This is a genomic window from Pseudomonas sp. HD6422, from assembly GCF_025377065.1.
Taxonomy (GTDB): Bacteria; Pseudomonadota; Gammaproteobacteria; order Pseudomonadales; family Pseudomonadaceae; genus Aquipseudomonas; species Aquipseudomonas putida_U.
This window is the reverse complement of sequence record NZ_JAHWIW010000033.1, coordinates 49234-66938: the sequence shown is the minus strand read 5'-3', so window position 1 is coordinate 66938 and position 17705 is coordinate 49234. Positions and strand designations below refer to the sequence as shown.

The window sequence follows — 17705 nt, the reverse complement described above, 5'->3', positions numbered from 1 at the left end:
CGGGCCCGCAAGCCGCCGGAGCGAGGGGACCCCGAAGCGCAGCGTAGGGGCCGTATGTGGGAGCAAGCGGTTTTGCGTCCCTTTTTCCAAGAAACAAGGGACCCGCCGTAAAGGCGGAAGGGGCCAGTAGCGCCGCTACACAAAATGGATCGTTCCCGATCCCAAAGCCCCAAAACCCCAAAACCCAAGCCTAACCCCGAAAAGCCCGCCACCGATCCACCCCCAGTAACACCAAGCCAATGCCCCAGAACCCCGCCAGCACCCCCAACGCATTGAGCATGACCTGCCCATACCCGAGACTGGCGACATCGATGAACGGATAGGCATAGACACCGATCTCGCTCCCTCGCCACAGCGCATAAGCAAAATACAAGGCCGGATACAGCGCCCAGAGCGCCAGGTGCCAGAGCCGCAAGCTGCCTTTGGGCACCTCGAACCACCAGTACAGCACGTACAACAACGGCATCACGTCGTGCAGCAGCTCATCGGCCAGCCACTGCCAACCTTGCGGATGCCACAGGTGCCGCAGCAACACGCTGTAGGCGAGCGCTACCAACACGATGCTGGCCGCCACCGCAGAACTCACCATCGGCGCCAGGAAAAAGCGTCTGGCCCGGCCCTGGTGACCGAAAGCGGCATAACTGAGCACCGTCGCCACCAAGGTATTGCTGAGCACCGTGAAGTAGCCGAAGAGATTGACCAGGCCGCCGATCAGGCTGGCCTGCGCCTGCCAGCGGCCCAGCAGCACCAGATAGACCTGCACCGCCAGCCCCACCCAGCCCAGCACAGCCGCTGCGGCCACCCACAAGCGAGCTGGCCGCTCAGGCATTGCGCTGCAGTTTGACGTAGAGCTGCTCGACCTTCTCCCGCGCCCAAGGCGTCTTGCGCAGGAAGGTCAGGCTCGACTTGATGCTCGGGTTGCTCTTGAAACAACGCACATCGACGCGCTCAGCCAGCCCCTGCCACTGATAGTGAGCCACCAGCTCGGTGAGGATCTGCTCCAGGGTCTTGCCATGCAGTGCGTTGTGTTGGGCCGTGCTCATGCCAGTGCTCCGTAAAAGATGCGCACCTTACACCAGTGTAGTGGTCGGTGCTGAGCGATGTGCTCGCCTCGGCGCTGGGAGAAAAGCGCTGGTCAAGTCGAGAGGCGCTGTGCTGAAATAGTGATGTTATACAGTAACACTAACAAAACTCTGCCAAGGAACGCCTTAACCCCATGCAACACCTCCCGCTACGCCTCTCCCCTCTTGCCATCGCCTTATGGCTGGCCTCCTCTCCCAGCCAGGCCGTGGAACTCGAACCCCAGATCATCACCGCCAACCCGCTCGGCAATGGTCAACTCGCGACGCCCAGCACCGTCCTTGAAGGCGACGACCTGCTCCAACAGCAACATGGCAGCCTCGGCGAAACCCTGAACAAGCAACCCGGTGTCGCTTCCACCTGGTTCGGCCCCGGTGCCAGCCGTCCGGTGATCCGCGGCCTGGATGGTGATCGCATACGCATCCTGCGCAATGGCGTCGGCGCCCTGGATGCCTCGTCGCTGTCCTACGACCACGCAGTGCCGCTGGACCCGGTGACCGTCGAGCGCATCGAGATCGTTCGCGGCCCGGCCGCTCTGCTGTACGGCGGAAACGCCATTGGTGGGGTGGTCAACACGTTCGACAACCGCATACCTGACGCACCGATCCAAGGCATCCAGGGCGCCGGCGAACTGCGCTACGGAGGGGCCGATACCACCCGCAGCAGCGCTGGCAAGCTGGAAGCCGGCAACGGCGAGTTCGCCCTGCACCTGGATGCCAACAGCCGGCAATTCAACGACCTGCGCATCCCCGGTCACGCACTCAGCGCCAAAGTCCGCGATGCCGACGAGCCTGGCAGCCATGGACGCCTGGAGAACAGCGACGGTCGCCAGGACGGTGGAGCGGTTGGCGGCAGCTACCACTGGGATCATGGCTATGCCGGCCTGTCCTACAGCCGTTACGACAGCAACTACGGCTCGGTAGCCGAGTCGGGCGTGCGCCTGGACATGAAACAGGACCACTACGCCTTCGCATCGGAACTGCGAGATCTCGACGGCCCGTTCAGCTCGGTCAAGGTCGATGCCGGCTACACCGACTACCAGCACAGCGAAATCGAAGAAGGCGAGGTCCACACCACGTTCAAGAACAAAGGCTACGAGGCCCGCGTCGAGGCCCGCCATCAGCCGTTGGGCCCATTGGAAGGCGTGATCGGTGCGCAAGTCAGCCGCAATGAGTTCTCGGCGTTGGGTGAGGAGGCTTTCGTCCCACACACCGATACCGACAGTCTGGCCTTGTTCGCCCTGGAGCAATGGCAGGCCACCGAGCGCCTGAATCTGAGCCTGGGGGCCCGCCTGGAACACACTAGGGTCGACCCGGACGCCAAAGGCAACGAGAACTTCATCGATGCCGACAGCAGCAGTAGTTTCAATGCCTTCAGCCTGTCGTCCGGCGCGCTCTACCAGCTCGACCCGGTATGGGCTGTGGCGGCCAACCTGGCCTATACCGAACGTGCACCGACGTTCTACGAGCTCTATGCCAACGGCGCCCACGTAGCGACTGGCGCCTACGAAGTCGGCGATGCCAGTCTGAACAAGGAAAAGGCGATTTCCGCCGACCTGGCCCTGCGCTTTGACAACGGCACCCACAAGGGCAGCGTGGGCGTGTTTTATAGCCACTTTCGCAACTACATCGGCCTGATAGGTACCGGGAACCTACGCGAAGGTCATGATCACGACCATGACGAGGACCACGACCACGAGACAGACGGCTTCCCCGAGTACCGCTACCAAGGCGTGCGCGCACGCTTCTATGGCATCGAGGCACAGGACCGCTGGCAACTGCTGGAGAATCGCTATGGCAGCTTCGCGCTCGAGCTGTCCGGCGACTACACCCGCGCCAAGAACCTCGACAGTGGCGAGCCTTTGCCGCGTATCGCCCCGCTGCGCCTGAACAGCGGACTGGTCTGGACTCTGGAGCGCTGGCAGGCGCGAATCGACGTGCAGCACGCCGCGTCGCAACATCGCAAGCCGGCCAACGAGACCAGCACCGACGGCTACACCACCCTGGGGGCGAGCGTCGGCTATCGCTTCGATATCGGCAAGAGCCAGTGGCTGGCGTTCGTGCGCGGTGAGAACCTCACCGATCAGACCGTACGTTATGCCAGCTCGATCTTGCGTGACATCGCTCCAGCACCGGGGCGCAGTGTCGAGGTTGGGCTGCGGACCACCTTCTGATCCGGCCTGGACGCCCATCGCCGTCGCGCCGGCGATGGGCCGCCCACTGTTACCGGATCGGCAACGATTCCCTGCGACAATCTGTCTTTTTTTCATCGAGCCAGCACGCTATCCTCCCGCCCACGCTGAATCGATTCATTCCTTCCAGATAGCGCCTTGAACGTCGAGCCTGGCCAGACTCGCCGCGCTCGACTGTTGTCCATTTTCCAAAGACAGCGCTATCTCAAACGAAACGATGATTGTCGGCTGCTACTACTTTAAGTGCGCAAGCACTGAATTTTGACCTGACGGAGTACCTACGATGAGCACCGAAGGTGCCAAGAATGAAAAACACCGGCTACCACGCATCATGGGCGTGCTGTTGCTGGTGATGGGCCTTGCCTTGCTGGCAGGCGGTATCAAGCTTAGCCTGGTGGGGGGATCGCTTTATTATTTGATCGCCGGCATCGGTTTCGCCCTGAGCGGCATCCTATTGCTGGCCCTGCGCCGCATCGCCTTGGGTTTGTACGGTGTATTGTTGTTGGGCAGCACGGCGTGGGCACTGCTGGAAGTCGGCCTGGATTGGTGGCAACTGGTGCCACGCCTGTCGCTGTGGTTCGCCATCGGCGTGATCCTGCTGCTGCCCTGGGCACGCCGCCCACTCACCGGGCCGGCCTCCAAGGCCAACACTGCCCTGCTCAGCGTCGCGGTGCTCGCGTCGGGCGCCTGCGCGCTGGCCAGTCAGTTCACCCACCCAGGCGAAGTGTTCGGCGAAGTGGGCCGCGAGAGCAGCGAAATGGCCAGCGCCGCGCCGTCGATGCCTGACGGTGATTGGCAGGCCTATGGACGCACAGAACATGGCGACCGCTACTCGCCACTGCGCCAGATCACGCCGCATAACGCCTATCGTCTGGAAGAAGCCTGGCGCATTCGCACCGGCGACCTGCCGACCGACAACGATCCAGTCGAACTGACCAACGAGAACACCCCGCTCAAGGCCAACGGCATGCTCTATGCCTGCACCGCCCATGGCCGGGTGCTGGCCCTGGATCCGGACACCGGTGCCGAGATCTGGCGTTTCGACCCGCAGATCAAAAGCCCTACCCACACCTTCAAGGGCTTTGCCCACATGACCTGCCGCGGCGTCTCGTACTATGACGAGAACAGCTACGTCAGCCGCGATGGCAGTCCGGTACCGAAGGTATCCGAAGCCGGCCAGGCGGTGGCGCTGGCCTGCCCGCGTCGTCTGTACCTGCCAACCGCCGACGCTCGCCTGATCGCCATCAACGCCGACAATGGCCGGGTCTGCGAAGGCTTCGCCAACCAGGGCGCCATCGACCTGAGTATCGGTATGGGGCCGTTCACCGCCGGTGGGTATTACTCCACGTCGCCGGCAGCGATCACCCGTGAACTGGTGATCATCGGCGGTCATGTCACGGACAACGAGTCGACCGACGAGCCCTCTGGAGTGATCCGCGCCTACGACGTGCACGACGGTCGTCTGGTCTGGAACTGGGACAGCAACAATCCTGAAGACACCAAGCCCTTGGCCCCCGGCAAGACGTACAGCCGCAACTCGGCCAACATGTGGTCGCTGGCCAGTGTCGACGAGAAACTCGGCCTGATCTACCTCCCCCTGGGTAACCAGACACCCGACCAATACGGCGCCAACCGCACCCCCGGCGCGGAGAAGTACAGTGCTGGCGTGGTCGCGCTTGACCTGGCTACCGGCAAGGTCCGCTGGAACTACCAGTTCACTCATCACGACCTCTGGGACATGGACGTCGGCAGCCAGCCGACCCTGGTACACCTGAAGACCGACGACGGCATCAAGCCGGCGATCATCGTGCCCACCAAACAAGGCAGCCTTTACGTGCTCGACCGCCGTGACGGCACGCCGATCGTGCCGATCCGCGAAATCCCGACGCCCCAAGGCGCCGTTCCCGGTGACCACACCGCGCCGACCCAAGCGCGCTCGGACCTCAACCTGCTGGGCCCGGAACTCAGTGAGCAGGCCATGTGGGGCGCCACGCCGTTCGACCAGATGCTGTGCCGCATCCAGTTCCGCGAACTGCGCTACGAAGGCCAATACACGCCGCCGTCGGAACAGGGCAGCCTGATCTACCCGGGCAATGTCGGGGTGTTCAACTGGGGTGGTGTCTCAGTCGACCCCGTGCGCCAGTTGCTGTTCACCTCGCCCAACTACATGGCCTTCGTGTCGAAGATGGTGCCGCGCGAGCAGGTGGCTGCCGGCAGCAAGCGCGAGAGCGAGACCAGCGGCGTACAACCCAACACCGGTGCGCCGTACGCAGTGATCATGCACCCGTTCATGTCGCCGCTGGGCGTGCCTTGCCAAGCGCCTTCCTGGGGCTATGTAGCGGCCATCGACCTGTTCACCAACAAAGTGGTGTGGAAGCGCAAGAACGGCACCACCCGCGACAGTACGCCAGTGCCGATCGGCTTGCCGGTGGGCGTGCCGAGCATGGGAGGTTCGATCGTCACCGCCGGCGGCGTCGGCTTCCTGGCCGGTACCCTGGACCAGTACCTGCGCGCCTATGACACCAATGACGGCAAGGAACTGTGGAAGGCTCGCCTGCCCGCCGGTGGCCAGGCCACACCGATGACCTATACCGGCAAGGACGGCAAACAATACGTGCTGATCGTCGCCGGCGGTCACGGCTCGCTGGGCACTCGCATGGGCGACTACATCATCGCTTACAAATTGGCGGATTGAGCTGCAAGCGGCAAGCTGCAAGCCACAAGCGATCAAGCGGTGCCGGTGAGCCCGCTTGATCGCTTGTGGCTTGTGGCCTGCCGCTTGAAACCCTCCGCCGCCCGCCCCATCTAAGCACCATAGCCATTCACGCAGGTGCCCCATGAGCGACCAGCAGGATTTCCCCGAACAACCCGACGAACACAGTACAGTCGAACACCTCGATGCCCAGGCCGGACGCGGCCATGCGCTCGCCCTGCCCGGCCAGCAATTGCCGGACAAGGTCTATGTGATCCCGATCCACAACCGCCCGTTCTTCCCGGCTCAGGTGCTTCCGGTGATCGTCAACGAAGAGCCCTGGGCCGAGACCCTCGACCTGGTGGCCAAGACGCCGCACCATTCCCTAGCGCTGTTCTTCATGGATACTCCGCCAGAAGACCATCGTCATTTCGACACCTCGGCCCTGCCCGAGTACGGCACCCTGGTCAAGGTGCACCATGCCAGTCGTGAAAACGGCAAGCTGCAGTTCGTCGCCCAAGGCCTGACCCGCGTGCGCATCCGCACCTGGCTCAAGCATCACCGCCCGCCCTACTTGGTGGAAGTCGACTACCCACGGGAACCCGCCGTACCGACCGATGAGGTCAAGGCCTACGGCATGGCCCTGATCAACGCGATCAAGGAGCTGCTGCCACTCAACCCGCTGTACAGCGAAGAGCTGAAGAACTACCTCAACCGCTTCAGCCCCAACGACCCTTCGCCGCTCACCGATTTCGCCGCCGCCCTGACATCGGCCACAGGCCAACAGTTGCAGGAAGTGCTCGACTGCGTGCCGATGCTCAAGCGCATGGAGAAGGTCCTGCCGATGCTGCGCAAGGAAGTCGAGGTCGCGCGCCTGCAGAACGAGATTTCCGCAGAGGTCAATCGCCAGATCGGCGAGCATCAGCGCGAGTTCTTCCTCAAAGAACAGCTCAAGGTCATCCAGCAGGAGCTGGGCCTGACCAAGGACGATCGCAGTGCCGACCTGGAACAGTTCGAGCAACGGCTGGCGGGCAAAACCCTGCCCGAGCAGGCGAAGAAGCGCATCGACGAAGAGATGGGCAAGCTGGCGATCCTGGAAACCGGCTCGCCCGAATACGCCGTCACCCGCAATTACCTGGACTGGGCCACCGCCTTGCCCTGGGGCGTGTATGGCAAGGACAAGCTCGACCTCAAGCATGCGCGCAAGATACTCGACCAGCACCATGCTGGGCTCGATGACATCAAGGAACGTATCCTCGAATTCCTCGCCGTTGGTGCCTGGAAAGGCGAAATCAGTGGCTCCATCGTGCTGCTGGTGGGGCCGCCAGGCGTGGGTAAGACCAGCATCGGCAAGTCGATCGCCGAGTCTTTGGGCCGGCCATTCTACCGCTTCAGTGTCGGCGGCATGCGCGACGAAGCCGAGATCAAAGGTCACCGCCGCACCTACATCGGCGCTCAACCTGGCAAGCTGGTGCAGGCACTGAAGGATGTCGAGGTGATGAATCCGGTGATCATGCTCGACGAGATCGACAAGATGGGCCAGAGCTACCAGGGCGATCCGGCCTCGGCTTTGCTCGAAACCCTCGATCCCGAGCAGAACGTCGACTTCCTCGATCATTACCTCGACCTGCGCCTGGACCTGTCGAAAGTGCTCTTCGTATGTACCGCCAATACCCTCGACTCGATCCCCGGCCCCTTGCTCGATCGTATGGAAGTGATCCGTCTCTCCGGCTACATCACCGAAGAAAAGCTGGCCATCGCCAAGCGGCACCTATGGCCCAAGCAATTGGCCAAGGCCGGTGTCGCCAAGAGCAGTCTGAGCATCAGCGACAGCGCATTGCGCACGGTGATCGAGGGGTATGCCCGTGAGGCCGGAGTTCGCCAGCTGGAAAAACAACTCGGCAAACTGATACGCAAGGCGGTGGTCAAGTTGCTGGACGACCCGCAAGCCAAGCTCAAGATCGGTCCCAAGGACCTCGAGGCCGCCCTGGGCATGCCGGTATTCCGCAGCGAACAGGTACTGGCCGGCAAAGGCGTGATCACTGGCCTGGCTTGGACCAGCATGGGAGGGGCGACGCTTCCGATCGAGGCGACGCGCATCCATACGCTCAACCGTGGCCTTAAGCTGACCGGCAAGCTCGGCGATGTGATGAAGGAGTCTGCAGAGATCGCCTATAGCTATGTCAGCTCCAACCTCAAGCAGTTCGGTGGCGAGCCGGGCTTCTTCAACGAAGCCTTCATCCATCTGCACGTGCCTGAAGGCGCCACGCCCAAGGATGGCCCGAGCGCCGGGGTGACCATGGCCAGCGCACTGCTGTCGCTGGCGCGCGACCAGGCACCGAAGAAAGGCGTGGCCATGACCGGCGAACTGACGCTTACCGGCCAGGTGCTGCCGATTGGCGGCGTGCGCGAAAAGGTGATCGCGGCCAAGCGGCAGAAAATCTACGAGCTGATCTTGCCCGAGGCCAACCGTGGCGATTTCGAAGAGCTGCCCGATTACCTGCGAGAAGGCTTGACGGTGCACTTCGCCAAGCGCTTCGCTGACGTGGTCAAAGTGTTGTTCTGATCGATCGCCGGCAAGCCGACGCCTACGGGAATCCGACGCCCCTTGGAACGGCGGTGTATCCTTAGGCGCCAGCTTGCCGGCGACGCGGCCCTTGCCAACTGCACAAAAACCCGGCGTCATCGGTTATCCTCAGGCCATCGTCTGCCTCCGGAGCCGCCATGTCCGCCCCTCGCCTGTTCGTTCCACTGGGCCTTGCCTTGCTCGCAGCCTGCGCCCAACAGCCCCAGAACAAACCCGCCGAACTGGATGCCGACAGTGAATGTCCCAAGCGTCTGCTGGTCGGCCAGGTCGTCAGCCTGACCCTGCCCAGCAACCCCTCTACCGGCTATCGCTGGCGGGTTCAGGACGCAGCCCCAGGTGTGCTGCGCAGCCTTGGCCCAGAAGTCTATGCCGCCCCCGAGGACAGTGGTCTGGTCGGTACCGCCGGCGAATCCACCTGGCGCTTCCAGGCCGAGGCGGCCGGCGACGGCCACCTGGTCCTGGTCTATCAACAACCCTGGGCCCCGGAAGTGCAACCGGTGCAGACCTTCGATTGCGAAGTCCGGGTGCGCTGAGCGTCGGTCAGACCGCTTCGATCCGCCGACGCAGCGCCAGCAGGTAGTCACGCGCCTCACCCAGAGCGGTGACCAAGTCATGCAGTTCGGTGCATCTCCGAAGCGTGACCGAGAGCGCTTGCCAACGCACCGTGAACCTGTTGGCCTGCTCCAACCAAGGCTCGCGCAACGCCAGCAGCTCCCGTGCACCCACCAACTGCCCGCCCCTCGCCTGGGCTGCTTGCAGTTGCCGTTGCAACTCCTGCAACAGCCGCATCTGTTCTTCCAGTTGAGCGGCAAGCCGCGCCCGTGCATCCAGCACATCGGAAAACCTGCGCCCTTGCTCGAGCAGGTCAAGGTTCTGGTTGAGCTTCTCCAAGGCTGCCTTGACCAACCCCACGCTGAGGGTGGGATCGCTGAACGCGGACAGCATGGCATCGATATCTTTTTCCTGCGGGATCAGGTTGCGCAGCGCCTTCTGTACTGAGGGTCGATCCAAGGTGTTTAGCAGCTCATCGACTTCGGACAAGCGCTTGCGTTGCGCGGCGATCAACTGCTCCTGGCGTTCCACCGCGGCGCGACTGCTGGCGACACGCTGATCGTTGTCCTCGGCCACCGCGATGAGCGAGGGTGATCGGTAACGCGTCACACGCTCGACCGCCTGGGCAATCTGCACCATTTCCTCATTCAGGAACTGGCAGGAACGTAGCAGGTCCTCCTCGGTCGCTGTCGAGGAGAATTCGAGGTCCATGTTCAACGCCACCAGCGCACTGATCACATTTTCCCGCAGAATATCGTTACTACCCTGTATCAGCCCCCTCAAATCGCGCAAGCGCTCGCGAACGGCCGGGACCATACCGGCAGTCTTACTGTGATAAAGGTCGTTCAAGCGGCTTTCGATAGACAGCATTGCGCCGATGTCCGGTAGATCGTCTGCTTTGATGTCCATGATTTATTCGTCTCCTTCGAGTTTGAGGGCTTTGTTGAACAGCCGAGAAAGCTGGATCGAGATGTCTTGGATGTTGTTCCAAGGCCTGATGACCCGCTCGAACGAAGTGACGAAGTGACGAAGCTCCAACTGGGTCGACACCCGCTCGGCTCTTCTGATGGAATGTTCTACATAAGATCCCAAGAGAATCCAGACATCCTCTAGATTCTTTGCCGCGACACTGACGTCAACCAGGCGAAACTGTATGTCCAAGATATGCTCACCGATGGTTTCGAATCCACCGACATCACCAACGAGCGCTTTGATGTCGCGGTCCACCTGCGCGCGTTGTTTAATCAGTTCGTTCTTTTCTTTTCTGACCTTTTCAGCTTTGGCGCCGAAGATGCCACCGGTAATGATGAGCCCATAAGGGCCAAACGCCAAGCCGGAGAAAGAAACACCGACAAAGGTTTTATATTGGCTCAAATTGAATTGTATGGCCTCGTCCAACTCGGCAAGCTTCTGCTGCAGCTCGACCAGTTTTTCGGGAACGGATTGGCTCTGGACCTGCGCCAACAAGGCATCGGTCATGGGCTTGAGATTTTCGCTAATGTCATCACCGAAACGGTCGACAAGCGCCCTGATGTGTTGAATGTTGCTGCGTTGGTGCAGGACATCCTCTTTGATCAACGAGAGGTGGGCGTCGACCTGCTCGCGGAAGGTCTTGCCATCATCGTTCATGAAGGCTGCGGCACCCAGGGCCTTGCTGTCGACCTGGGCACTCCAGGAGTCCATTGCCTTGATCTGCGCTATCAGCGCAGCGCCTTCCGTGATGATTGATTCGGCAAATACCTGCAAGCCGGAACCTAAACGCTTGCATTCGTCTTCGATCGCATCCCAGGAGTTGGCGTGCGCTCGCAGATTGTCAAACAGCACTTTCACGTCGGCGACGTCGATCTGCAAGATGGCAAAGGCTCGGTTTGCCTCAATCTCCTGATGACTGGGCAAGCGTCCAACGGCATGTTCATAGCGCTTGATGGTTAATAGATTGTCCGAACTAAAAATGAATGCCGGGTCATTTTTCTTATGATCGAACAGTTGACTGGGTACGAGAGCTGCGCGCTGCTCGCTGTCCAATTGTTCAAAGGTGAAGGACTTCCCAGGTGTTACTTGATCCGACGCGAACAGCGCTGAATACTCACGACTTTCCTTTACCATACATTCAATGCCTCTAATGGCTTATTCGACACTGGACTACTTAGACGACTTTAAACATCTCCACTGCGCGGCGAAGTCGGGGTTATTACGATACCCATGGAGAAAGATCGCCGTTCCCGGTCAGGGCTTTGAAACAAGGAAACCGTCCCCCACCCCGCAGTTCGTCGCATTGGTCCGATCATTAGGCAGCGATGCCGGCTTTTGGTTAGAATGGCGCCCCGTTTCCCAGCACGAGCACACCGTGAGCAAGCAATCCGACCGGCTTTTCGCCCAGCCCCTCGAGCAGGTGCCCGACTTCGTCTTCAACGAGGACGTGGTCCGCGTATTCCCGGACATGATCAAGCGCTCGGTGCCCGGTTACCCGACCATCGTCGAGAACCTTGGGGTGCTGGCGGCACGGTTCGCCCAGCCGCACACCGCGCTGTACGACCTTGGCGCATCGCTGGGCGCGGTCACTCAGTCTCTGCGTCGCCACGTACGTAGCGAAGGCTGCCAGGTAATCGCCGTGGACAATTCGGCGGCCATGGTCGAGCGCTGCCGACAGTATCTGGCCGCCCAGGATTCGATGTTCCAGGAACTGTTGCCGGTACAGGTGCTGGAAGCCGACATTCTCGCCCTGCCGCTGCAACCTGCTTCGGTCGTGGCGATGAATTTCACCCTGCAGTTCATCGCGCCTGAGCAACGCCTGGCATTGCTTGGACGCATCCGCCAGGCGCTGCTGCCTGGAGGCGCGCTGATCCTCTCGGAAAAGCTGCGTTTCGCCGACGATGCCGAACAGGCCCTGCTCAATGAATTGCACCTGGACTTCAAGCGTGCCAATGGCTACAGCGAACTGGAGATCGCCCAGAAACGCAGCGCCATCGAGAACGTGATGAAACCCGATACCCTCGACGCCCACAAGGAACGACTGCTCGCCGCCGGCTTCACCAAGGTGGTGCCATGGTTCCAATGCCTTAACTTCGCTTCGCTGATAGCCCTGCCTTGACATCCTCCCCGCCCTAAAGGACGGGAATTCCTACAGGTAGACGGCCATGCCCGACCGCGAGAATGTTCCTCGCCGCGTTAATGTCGCGGTCGTGAGTGACACCACACTCACACGTCCATTCTCTTATTCCAAGGCCGGTTCTACCTTTCGGACTACTGGGCGGGAGTGCGCCGCAATGCGAACAGGCTTGGGTGGTGTACGCTTCGTTGACTTCACGAAAAACGATGCCTGCGCTATCGCACTTGTAAGACAGCATCGTTTTCAACATGCCCCAACCGGCGTCGTGCACCGACTTGGCCATTTGGGTCTTAGCCAACGCTTTGGGCTTGACGTTGCCAACAACGATCAGCCCGCACCGCTGCACAAGCGCGGTGCTGAATTTGTGAAGTGCATCCTTGCGACGGTTCGCGATCTTGGCGTGGATGGCTCGCGCGCGGGTTTTCTTGCCGGCACGCTGGGCAATGGCCAACTTGCCTTCAAGGTCGCGGTAGAACCGCCCCGCCTCAAGGGCGCTGCCGTCGCTACAGGTGGCCGTGGTTTTCAACCCAAGGTCGATACCGATTTCAGCCTGTCCGGCTGGGCAAGTACGTTCGACCTCAACACACACGTTGAAGTACCAACGGCCACGGGCATCTTCGCTAAAGCTACCGGCGCGAAACTTGAATTGCCCAAGGCCGTAGCTGTCCCATACGCCGAAGTAATGCCCGTTAAAGTAGAGTTGCCCATTTTTCCAGACCGGTGCGCATTGAGCGCCCTTGAAGGGAACCCAACCCAACGACCGGCGAACGCCGCCCGACTTGCGCCAGGCCAGCCGCGCACGCTTAGCTGCATTACGCTTGACGGCGTATTGTTCCTGCAATTCCTGCACGGTGCCGCTATGCAAGCCGAGCAACTTGCCGGAGCCTTTGGTGTACGGCTGAAAATCAAAGCCGGTCAAGAATCGCCCATGGTCACAGATGTTGCGATAGCTCAATTCGTTCAGGTAATTCCAGACAGTGTTAACCGACCGCGCCCACCCGCGCAGAACGGGCGCATGCCTGTCCTTGATGCGCAATTGGAGGGTTTTGGTAGCTTTCACTCTGGATTAGCCTTTATCCATATTATTCAGCAAAATAGCGCGGTTACCCTGGTTTTCTCAAGGTTGGTCTAGTGGAGGATTCGTTGCGTGTTATTTCCCGGAATTGATGCAACCAGCCTGGCAGGGGAATGCGTTATGGTCGGCGTCGTATTTCGCCGGCAGCGTAGGCGGTGCGCCATTGCACGTGGTTCGGCGCTACATCGAGCAGCAAGACAGGCCGGCGTAAGGGCGCGCAGTTCGCACGCCTCGCTATCCCTCCCCGCACTAAAGTACGGGGTATCTCGCGGAGAAAGCCGATGATCGATCTGTCTCCCCTGGTCCGCCGCCTGGCGGGCACTCCACTGGCTTCCTGGTCCCGAGGCCTGCAAGCTCAACTCGAAGCCAAGCTGGAAAAAGGCCATGGCGACCTCGATCGCTGGCGCGGGGCCTTGGAGGCCCTGCCGCGTCTGCAACCGAGCGAGATCGACCTGGTCGATGGCCTGCGTCTGGACTGCCCCTGCGACGATGCCACCCGCGCCCAGATGCATCAGGCTCTGATGGGCCTGTCACCTTGGCGCAAGGGGCCGTTCGACCTGTTCGGCGTCCACGTCGACACCGAATGGCGCTCGGACTGGAAGTGGTCTCGGGTCAGCCCGCACCTGGACCTCAAGGGTAAGCGCGTCCTCGATGTCGGCTGTGGCAACGGCTACTACCAGTGGCGCATGCTCGGCGCAGGGGCCGACATGGTCATTGGCGTCGACCCGAACTGGCTGTTCTTCTGTCAGTTCCAGGCAGTGCAGCAATACCTCCCCGACCTGCCCGCCTGGCACCTGCCATTCGCCCTGGAAGACCTGCCTGCCAATCTCGAAGGTTTCGACACGGTGTTCTCCATGGGAGTGTTCTACCACCGCCGCTCACCGATCGAACATCTGCTGGCGCTGAAGGACTGCCTGGTCAAAGGCGGCGAACTGGTACTGGAAACGCTGGTGATCGAAGGTGACGAACAGCAGGTGCTGGTGCCCGAAGACCGCTACGCGCAGATGCGTAACGTCTGGTACCTACCGTCGGTGCCGGCGCTGGAGCGTTGGTTGCGGCGCGCGGGTTTCAGCGAGGTACGCTGCGTGGATGTCAGTGTGACCAGTGTCGAGGAACAACGCAGCACCGACTGGATGCGCTATCAGTCGTTGGTCGACTTCCTCGATCCCAATGACCATGGCAAGACCATCGAAGGTCTGCCGGCGCCACGGCGCGCGACGCTACTGGCGCGCAAGTAACGCCGCCTTCCCCTTGAGCCGGCGCCTGCAGGCGCCGGCGATCGTTCTCAGCGCGCGGCCGCCACGATCAGGGCCTTCATCTCGGCCACGGCAGCCTTGAAGCCGACGAACAGCGCATGGGCCACCAACGCATGGCCGATGTTCAGTTCATTGATGCCTTTGATAGCGGCTACCGCCTCGACGTTGTGGTAATGCAGGCCATGCCCGGCATTGACGATCAGCCCCTGACCCACGCCAAACGCCACGCCGTCCTTGATGCGCTGAAGCTCTTCGGCAAGCTCGGTTGGCGTCTGGGCATCGGCATAACGTCCAGTATGCAGCTCGATCGCTGGGGCACCGACACGGCGCGAGGCCTCGATCTGCCGCTGGTCGGCATCGATGAACAGCGACACCTCGGCACCGGTGCGCGCCAGGCGCTCGACAGCAGCCTTGATCCGCTCCTCCTGGCCTGCCACGTCCAGCCCACCCTCGGTGGTCAGCTCCTGGCGGGTTTCGGGCACCAGGCAGATGTGCGCTGGGCGGATCTTTTCGGCGAAGGCCATCATTTCTTCGGTGACGCCCATCTCGAAGTTCATGCGGGTCTGCAGCACTTCCTTGAGCAGCAGCACATCACGCTCCTGGATATGCCGGCGGTCTTCGCGCAGGTGCACGGTAATGCCGTCGGCACCGGCTTCCTCGGCGTCCAGGGCGGCCTTGACCGGGTCCGGGTAACGCGTGCCGCGGGCTTGGCGCAGCGTCGCCACGTGGTCGATGTTGACGCCAAGAAGCATGCGGTTGCTGTGAGTCACGAAAGGCTCTCCTGATGGTTTAGCGCTACAGGATACGACGTGCTCAGCGCTTGCGAAACAGTTCCCGGCTAACCAGAGGCTTTGGCCCAAGATGCACCGCCAAGGCCTGGCGCATCAGGCGCTTCGCTGCAAGCAAGGCGCCGGGAGCGTCCCAGTCGGCCTGCGCCAGGGCCAACAGCTCGGCCCCCGTGAACAAGCCAGGCTGCACCAGTTCCACCCGCTCCAGGCCCGCATCGACTCGCAGGCGATAGAGGCCACTGGCATCCACGGGCTGGCCGTTGACATCCTGCCCCAGGGCGAAGGCATAGCCCAGTTCATCCAGCAGGCGCCATTCGAAGGAACGTAACAGCGGCTCCAGCGGCCGATCTGCGGCCAGCGCTTGCAAGGTCAAGGTGTAGTGCTCGAACAATGCCGGGTGAGGCGCTTCCGCCGGCAGCAGGCGCATCAGCAATTCGTTGAGATAGAGGCCGCTGAACAGTGCGTCACCATGCAACCAGGCGGCGATGCCCAGGGTATCGAGGCGCCCGACGTTCTTCAGCTCGCCGCGCCCACGCAGCTCCACTTCCAGCGGCACGAACGGCCGCACCAGGCTGCCGCCCTTGCCCCTGGCCCGGCGCAACACTGCGCGCATACGGCCTTGGGGCGTGAGGAAGTCGACCAGTGCACTGGTTTCCTTGTAGGCACGACTGTGCAGTACATAGGCCGGCTGGGCGTCAGGTTGTTCCATGCACTATCTCTGTAGGCCCGCTCCCACAGAGCACGCCAATTGCGCTGGACCGCTACAGGTCGCCGTAGCCCAACGAGCGCAGGGCGCGCTCATCGTCGGACCAGCCTCCTTTGACCTTGACCCAGAGGTTGAGCATGACCTTGGCGTCGAACAGCACTTCCATGTCCTTGCGGGCATCGGAACCGATACGCTTGATACGCTCGCCCTTGTCGCCAATGATGATCTTCTTCTGGCCATCCCGCTCGACCAGGATCAGGGCGTGGATATGCAACACATGCCCCTGCTGCTTGAACTCCTCGATCTCGACGGTGATCTGGTACGGCAGCTCGGCACCGAGCTGACGCATGATCTTTTCACGCACCAGTTCAGCGGCGAGAAAGCGGCTGCTGCGGTCGGTGATCTGGTCTTCGGGGAAGAAGTGCTCGTTTTCCGGCAGGTGCTTGGCGATCAGCGCTTCCAGTGACTCGAGGTTGTGCCCCTGCTGGGCCGAAATCGGCACGATCTCGGCATTCGGCAGTTGCTGCTGCAGCCACTGCAGATGCGGGATCAGCTCGGCCTTCTCGTCCATCCGGTCGGTCTTGTTCACGGCCAGGATCACGGGGCCGGTGACGTACTGCACCCGCTCCAGCACCAGTTGGTCCTCATCGGTCCAGCGGGTCCGATCGACCACGAAGATCACCACGTCGACGTCCTTCAGGGCCGCCGAGGCGTTGCGGTTCATGTAGCGGTTCAGGGCCTTGTCGTTGGCCTTGTGCATACCCGGGGTATCGACGTAGATCGCCTGCACGTCACCCTCGGTCTTGATACCGAGCATGTTGTGGCGGGTGGTCTGCGGCTTGCGCGAGGTGATCGCGAGCTTCTGCCCGAGGATGTGGTTGAGCAGCGTCGACTTGCCCACGTTGGGACGGCCGACGATGGCCACGTAGCCGCAGCGGGTCGGGTTGCTATCAGTCATTGCCATTCTCCACGCCCAGGGCGATCAATGCAGCGGCGGCGGCGACCTGCTCGGCGATACGCCGGCTGACGCCCTGGCCACGGCTCTTGTTGTTCAGCAGAACCACTTCGCATTCGACGAAGAAGGTACGGCAGTGCGGTTCGCCCTGGATGTCCACCACCTCGTAACGCGGCAGCTCGCAACCACGCGATTGCAGGAACTCCTGCAGGCGTGTCTTGGGGTCCTTGTTGGTGTCGACCAAGGTCAGGCCGTCGAACTCGTTGGTCAGCCAGTCCAGGATACGCTCCCGGGCAGCCTGCATGTCGGCGTCCAGGTAAATGGCACCGATCAGTGCCTCAAGGGCGTCGGCGAGGATCGACTCGCGGCGGAAACCGCCGCTCTTGAGTTCACCCGATCCCAGGCGCAAATACTCGCCCAGGTCGAAGCCCCGGGCCAGGCGGGCCAGGGTCTCGCCCTTGACCAACCGTGCACGAAGGCGCGACAACTGGCCTTCGCGCGCCTGAGGGAAGCGCTCGAACAGGGCTTCGCCAACCACGAAATTGAGAATGGCGTCACCGAGGAATTCCAGGCGCTCATTATTGCGCCCGGCATAGCTGCGATGGGTCAGGGCCAGGAGCATCTGATCCTGGTTCTTGAAGGTGTAACCGAGCTTGCGCTCCAGACGGGCAAGGGAAGCACTCATGCGGCCACCCGTGGGTTGTTCAACGCGTT

The 17705-nt window shown here is 61.7% G+C and carries 16 protein-coding genes; 7 read left to right on the top strand and 9 right to left on the bottom strand.

The window, feature by feature from the left end; genetic code table 11:
• Positions 1-190: 190 nt before the first annotated feature.
• Both KY379_RS21745 and KY379_RS21740 read right to left on the bottom strand, forming a co-directional pair.
• Positions 191-829, bottom strand: a complete 639-nt coding sequence (locus tag KY379_RS21745; protein ID WP_133332078.1) for a Pr6Pr family membrane protein — start codon at positions 827-829, stop codon at positions 191-193.
• Positions 822-1043, bottom strand: a complete 222-nt coding sequence (locus KY379_RS21740) for a VF530 family DNA-binding protein (RefSeq protein WP_133332077.1) — start codon at positions 1041-1043, stop codon at positions 822-824. Before KY379_RS21740 ends, KY379_RS21745 begins: the two co-directional genes overlap by 8 nt.
• A gap of 173 nt (positions 1044-1216) precedes the next feature.
• Here KY379_RS21740 and KY379_RS21735 point away from each other — a divergent pair, with 173 nt between their 5' ends.
• The 4 genes from KY379_RS21735 (at position 1217) to KY379_RS21720 (ending at position 9083) form a co-directional block, all read left to right on the top strand.
• A complete protein-coding gene (locus tag KY379_RS21735) occupies positions 1217-3253 on the top strand; it encodes a TonB-dependent receptor (RefSeq protein ID WP_261241296.1) in 2037 nt (678 codons plus the stop codon).
• Between the two features lie 301 nt (positions 3254-3554).
• A complete protein-coding gene (locus KY379_RS21730) occupies positions 3555-5966 on the top strand; it encodes a glucose/quinate/shikimate family membrane-bound PQQ-dependent dehydrogenase (protein WP_261241298.1) in 2412 nt (803 codons plus the stop codon).
• A gap of 142 nt (positions 5967-6108) precedes the next feature.
• Positions 6109-8529, top strand: a complete 2421-nt coding sequence (gene lon, locus KY379_RS21725) for an endopeptidase La (protein WP_133332074.1) — start codon at positions 6109-6111, stop codon at positions 8527-8529.
• A 158-nt stretch (positions 8530-8687) separates the two neighbouring features.
• A complete protein-coding gene (locus KY379_RS21720; protein ID WP_133332073.1) occupies positions 8688-9083 on the top strand; it encodes a protease inhibitor I42 family protein in 396 nt (131 codons plus the stop codon).
• Positions 9084-9090: 7 nt separating this feature from the next.
• Here KY379_RS21720 and KY379_RS21715 read toward each other — a convergent pair whose 3' ends face one another.
• Together KY379_RS21715 and KY379_RS21710 are read right to left on the bottom strand one after the other, a co-directional pair.
• Positions 9091-10011, bottom strand: a complete 921-nt coding sequence (locus KY379_RS21715; protein ID WP_261241300.1) for an alpha-xenorhabdolysin family binary toxin subunit B — start codon at positions 10009-10011, stop codon at positions 9091-9093.
• A 3-nt stretch (positions 10012-10014) separates the two neighbouring features.
• Complete coding sequence (locus KY379_RS21710) at positions 10015-11208, bottom strand: alpha-xenorhabdolysin family binary toxin subunit A (RefSeq protein WP_261241301.1); 1194 nt, start codon at positions 11206-11208, stop codon at positions 10015-10017.
• Positions 11209-11449: 241 nt separating this feature from the next.
• Here KY379_RS21710 and cmoA point away from each other — a divergent pair, with 241 nt between their 5' ends.
• Positions 11450-12193 carry a carboxy-S-adenosyl-L-methionine synthase CmoA gene (gene cmoA, locus KY379_RS21705; protein WP_261241302.1) on the top strand — a complete coding sequence of 248 codons (744 nt, stop codon included), beginning with the start codon at positions 11450-11452 and terminating at the stop codon, positions 12191-12193.
• Positions 12194-12206: 13 nt separating this feature from the next.
• Here the strand turns inward: cmoA and KY379_RS21700 are convergent, their stop codons facing one another.
• A complete protein-coding gene (locus KY379_RS21700) occupies positions 12207-13271 on the bottom strand; it encodes an RNA-guided endonuclease InsQ/TnpB family protein (protein WP_261261841.1) in 1065 nt (354 codons plus the stop codon).
• A gap of 106 nt (positions 13272-13377) precedes the next feature.
• On the opposite strand from KY379_RS21700, the gene KY379_RS27295 reads away from it, so the two are divergent.
• A complete protein-coding gene (locus KY379_RS27295) occupies positions 13378-13497 on the top strand; it encodes a transposase (RefSeq protein WP_314733526.1) in 120 nt (39 codons plus the stop codon).
• Between the two features lie 70 nt (positions 13498-13567).
• Entirely contained in the window at positions 13568-14524 is a 957-nt protein-coding gene (cmoB, locus tag KY379_RS21690; RefSeq protein WP_133332069.1) for a tRNA 5-methoxyuridine(34)/uridine 5-oxyacetic acid(34) synthase CmoB, read from the top strand.
• A 47-nt stretch (positions 14525-14571) separates the two neighbouring features.
• On the opposite strand, the gene pdxJ is transcribed toward cmoB, so the two are convergent.
• The 4 genes from pdxJ to rnc form a co-directional block, all read right to left on the bottom strand.
• A complete protein-coding gene (gene pdxJ, locus KY379_RS21685) occupies positions 14572-15294 on the bottom strand; it encodes a pyridoxine 5'-phosphate synthase (protein WP_230385241.1) in 723 nt (240 codons plus the stop codon).
• Between the two features lie 61 nt (positions 15295-15355).
• Positions 15356-16039, bottom strand: a complete 684-nt coding sequence (recO, locus tag KY379_RS21680) for a DNA repair protein RecO (RefSeq protein WP_133332067.1) — start codon at positions 16037-16039, stop codon at positions 15356-15358.
• Between the two features lie 52 nt (positions 16040-16091).
• Positions 16092-16994: a GTPase Era gene (gene era / locus KY379_RS21675; protein WP_133332066.1), complete on the bottom strand. Its 903-nt coding sequence runs from the start codon at positions 16992-16994 to the stop codon at positions 16092-16094.
• Complete coding sequence (gene rnc / locus KY379_RS21670) at positions 16987-17676, bottom strand: ribonuclease III (RefSeq protein ID WP_133332065.1); 690 nt, start codon at positions 17674-17676, stop codon at positions 16987-16989. Before rnc ends, era begins: the two co-directional genes overlap by 8 nt.
• Positions 17677-17705 lie beyond the last annotated feature (29 nt).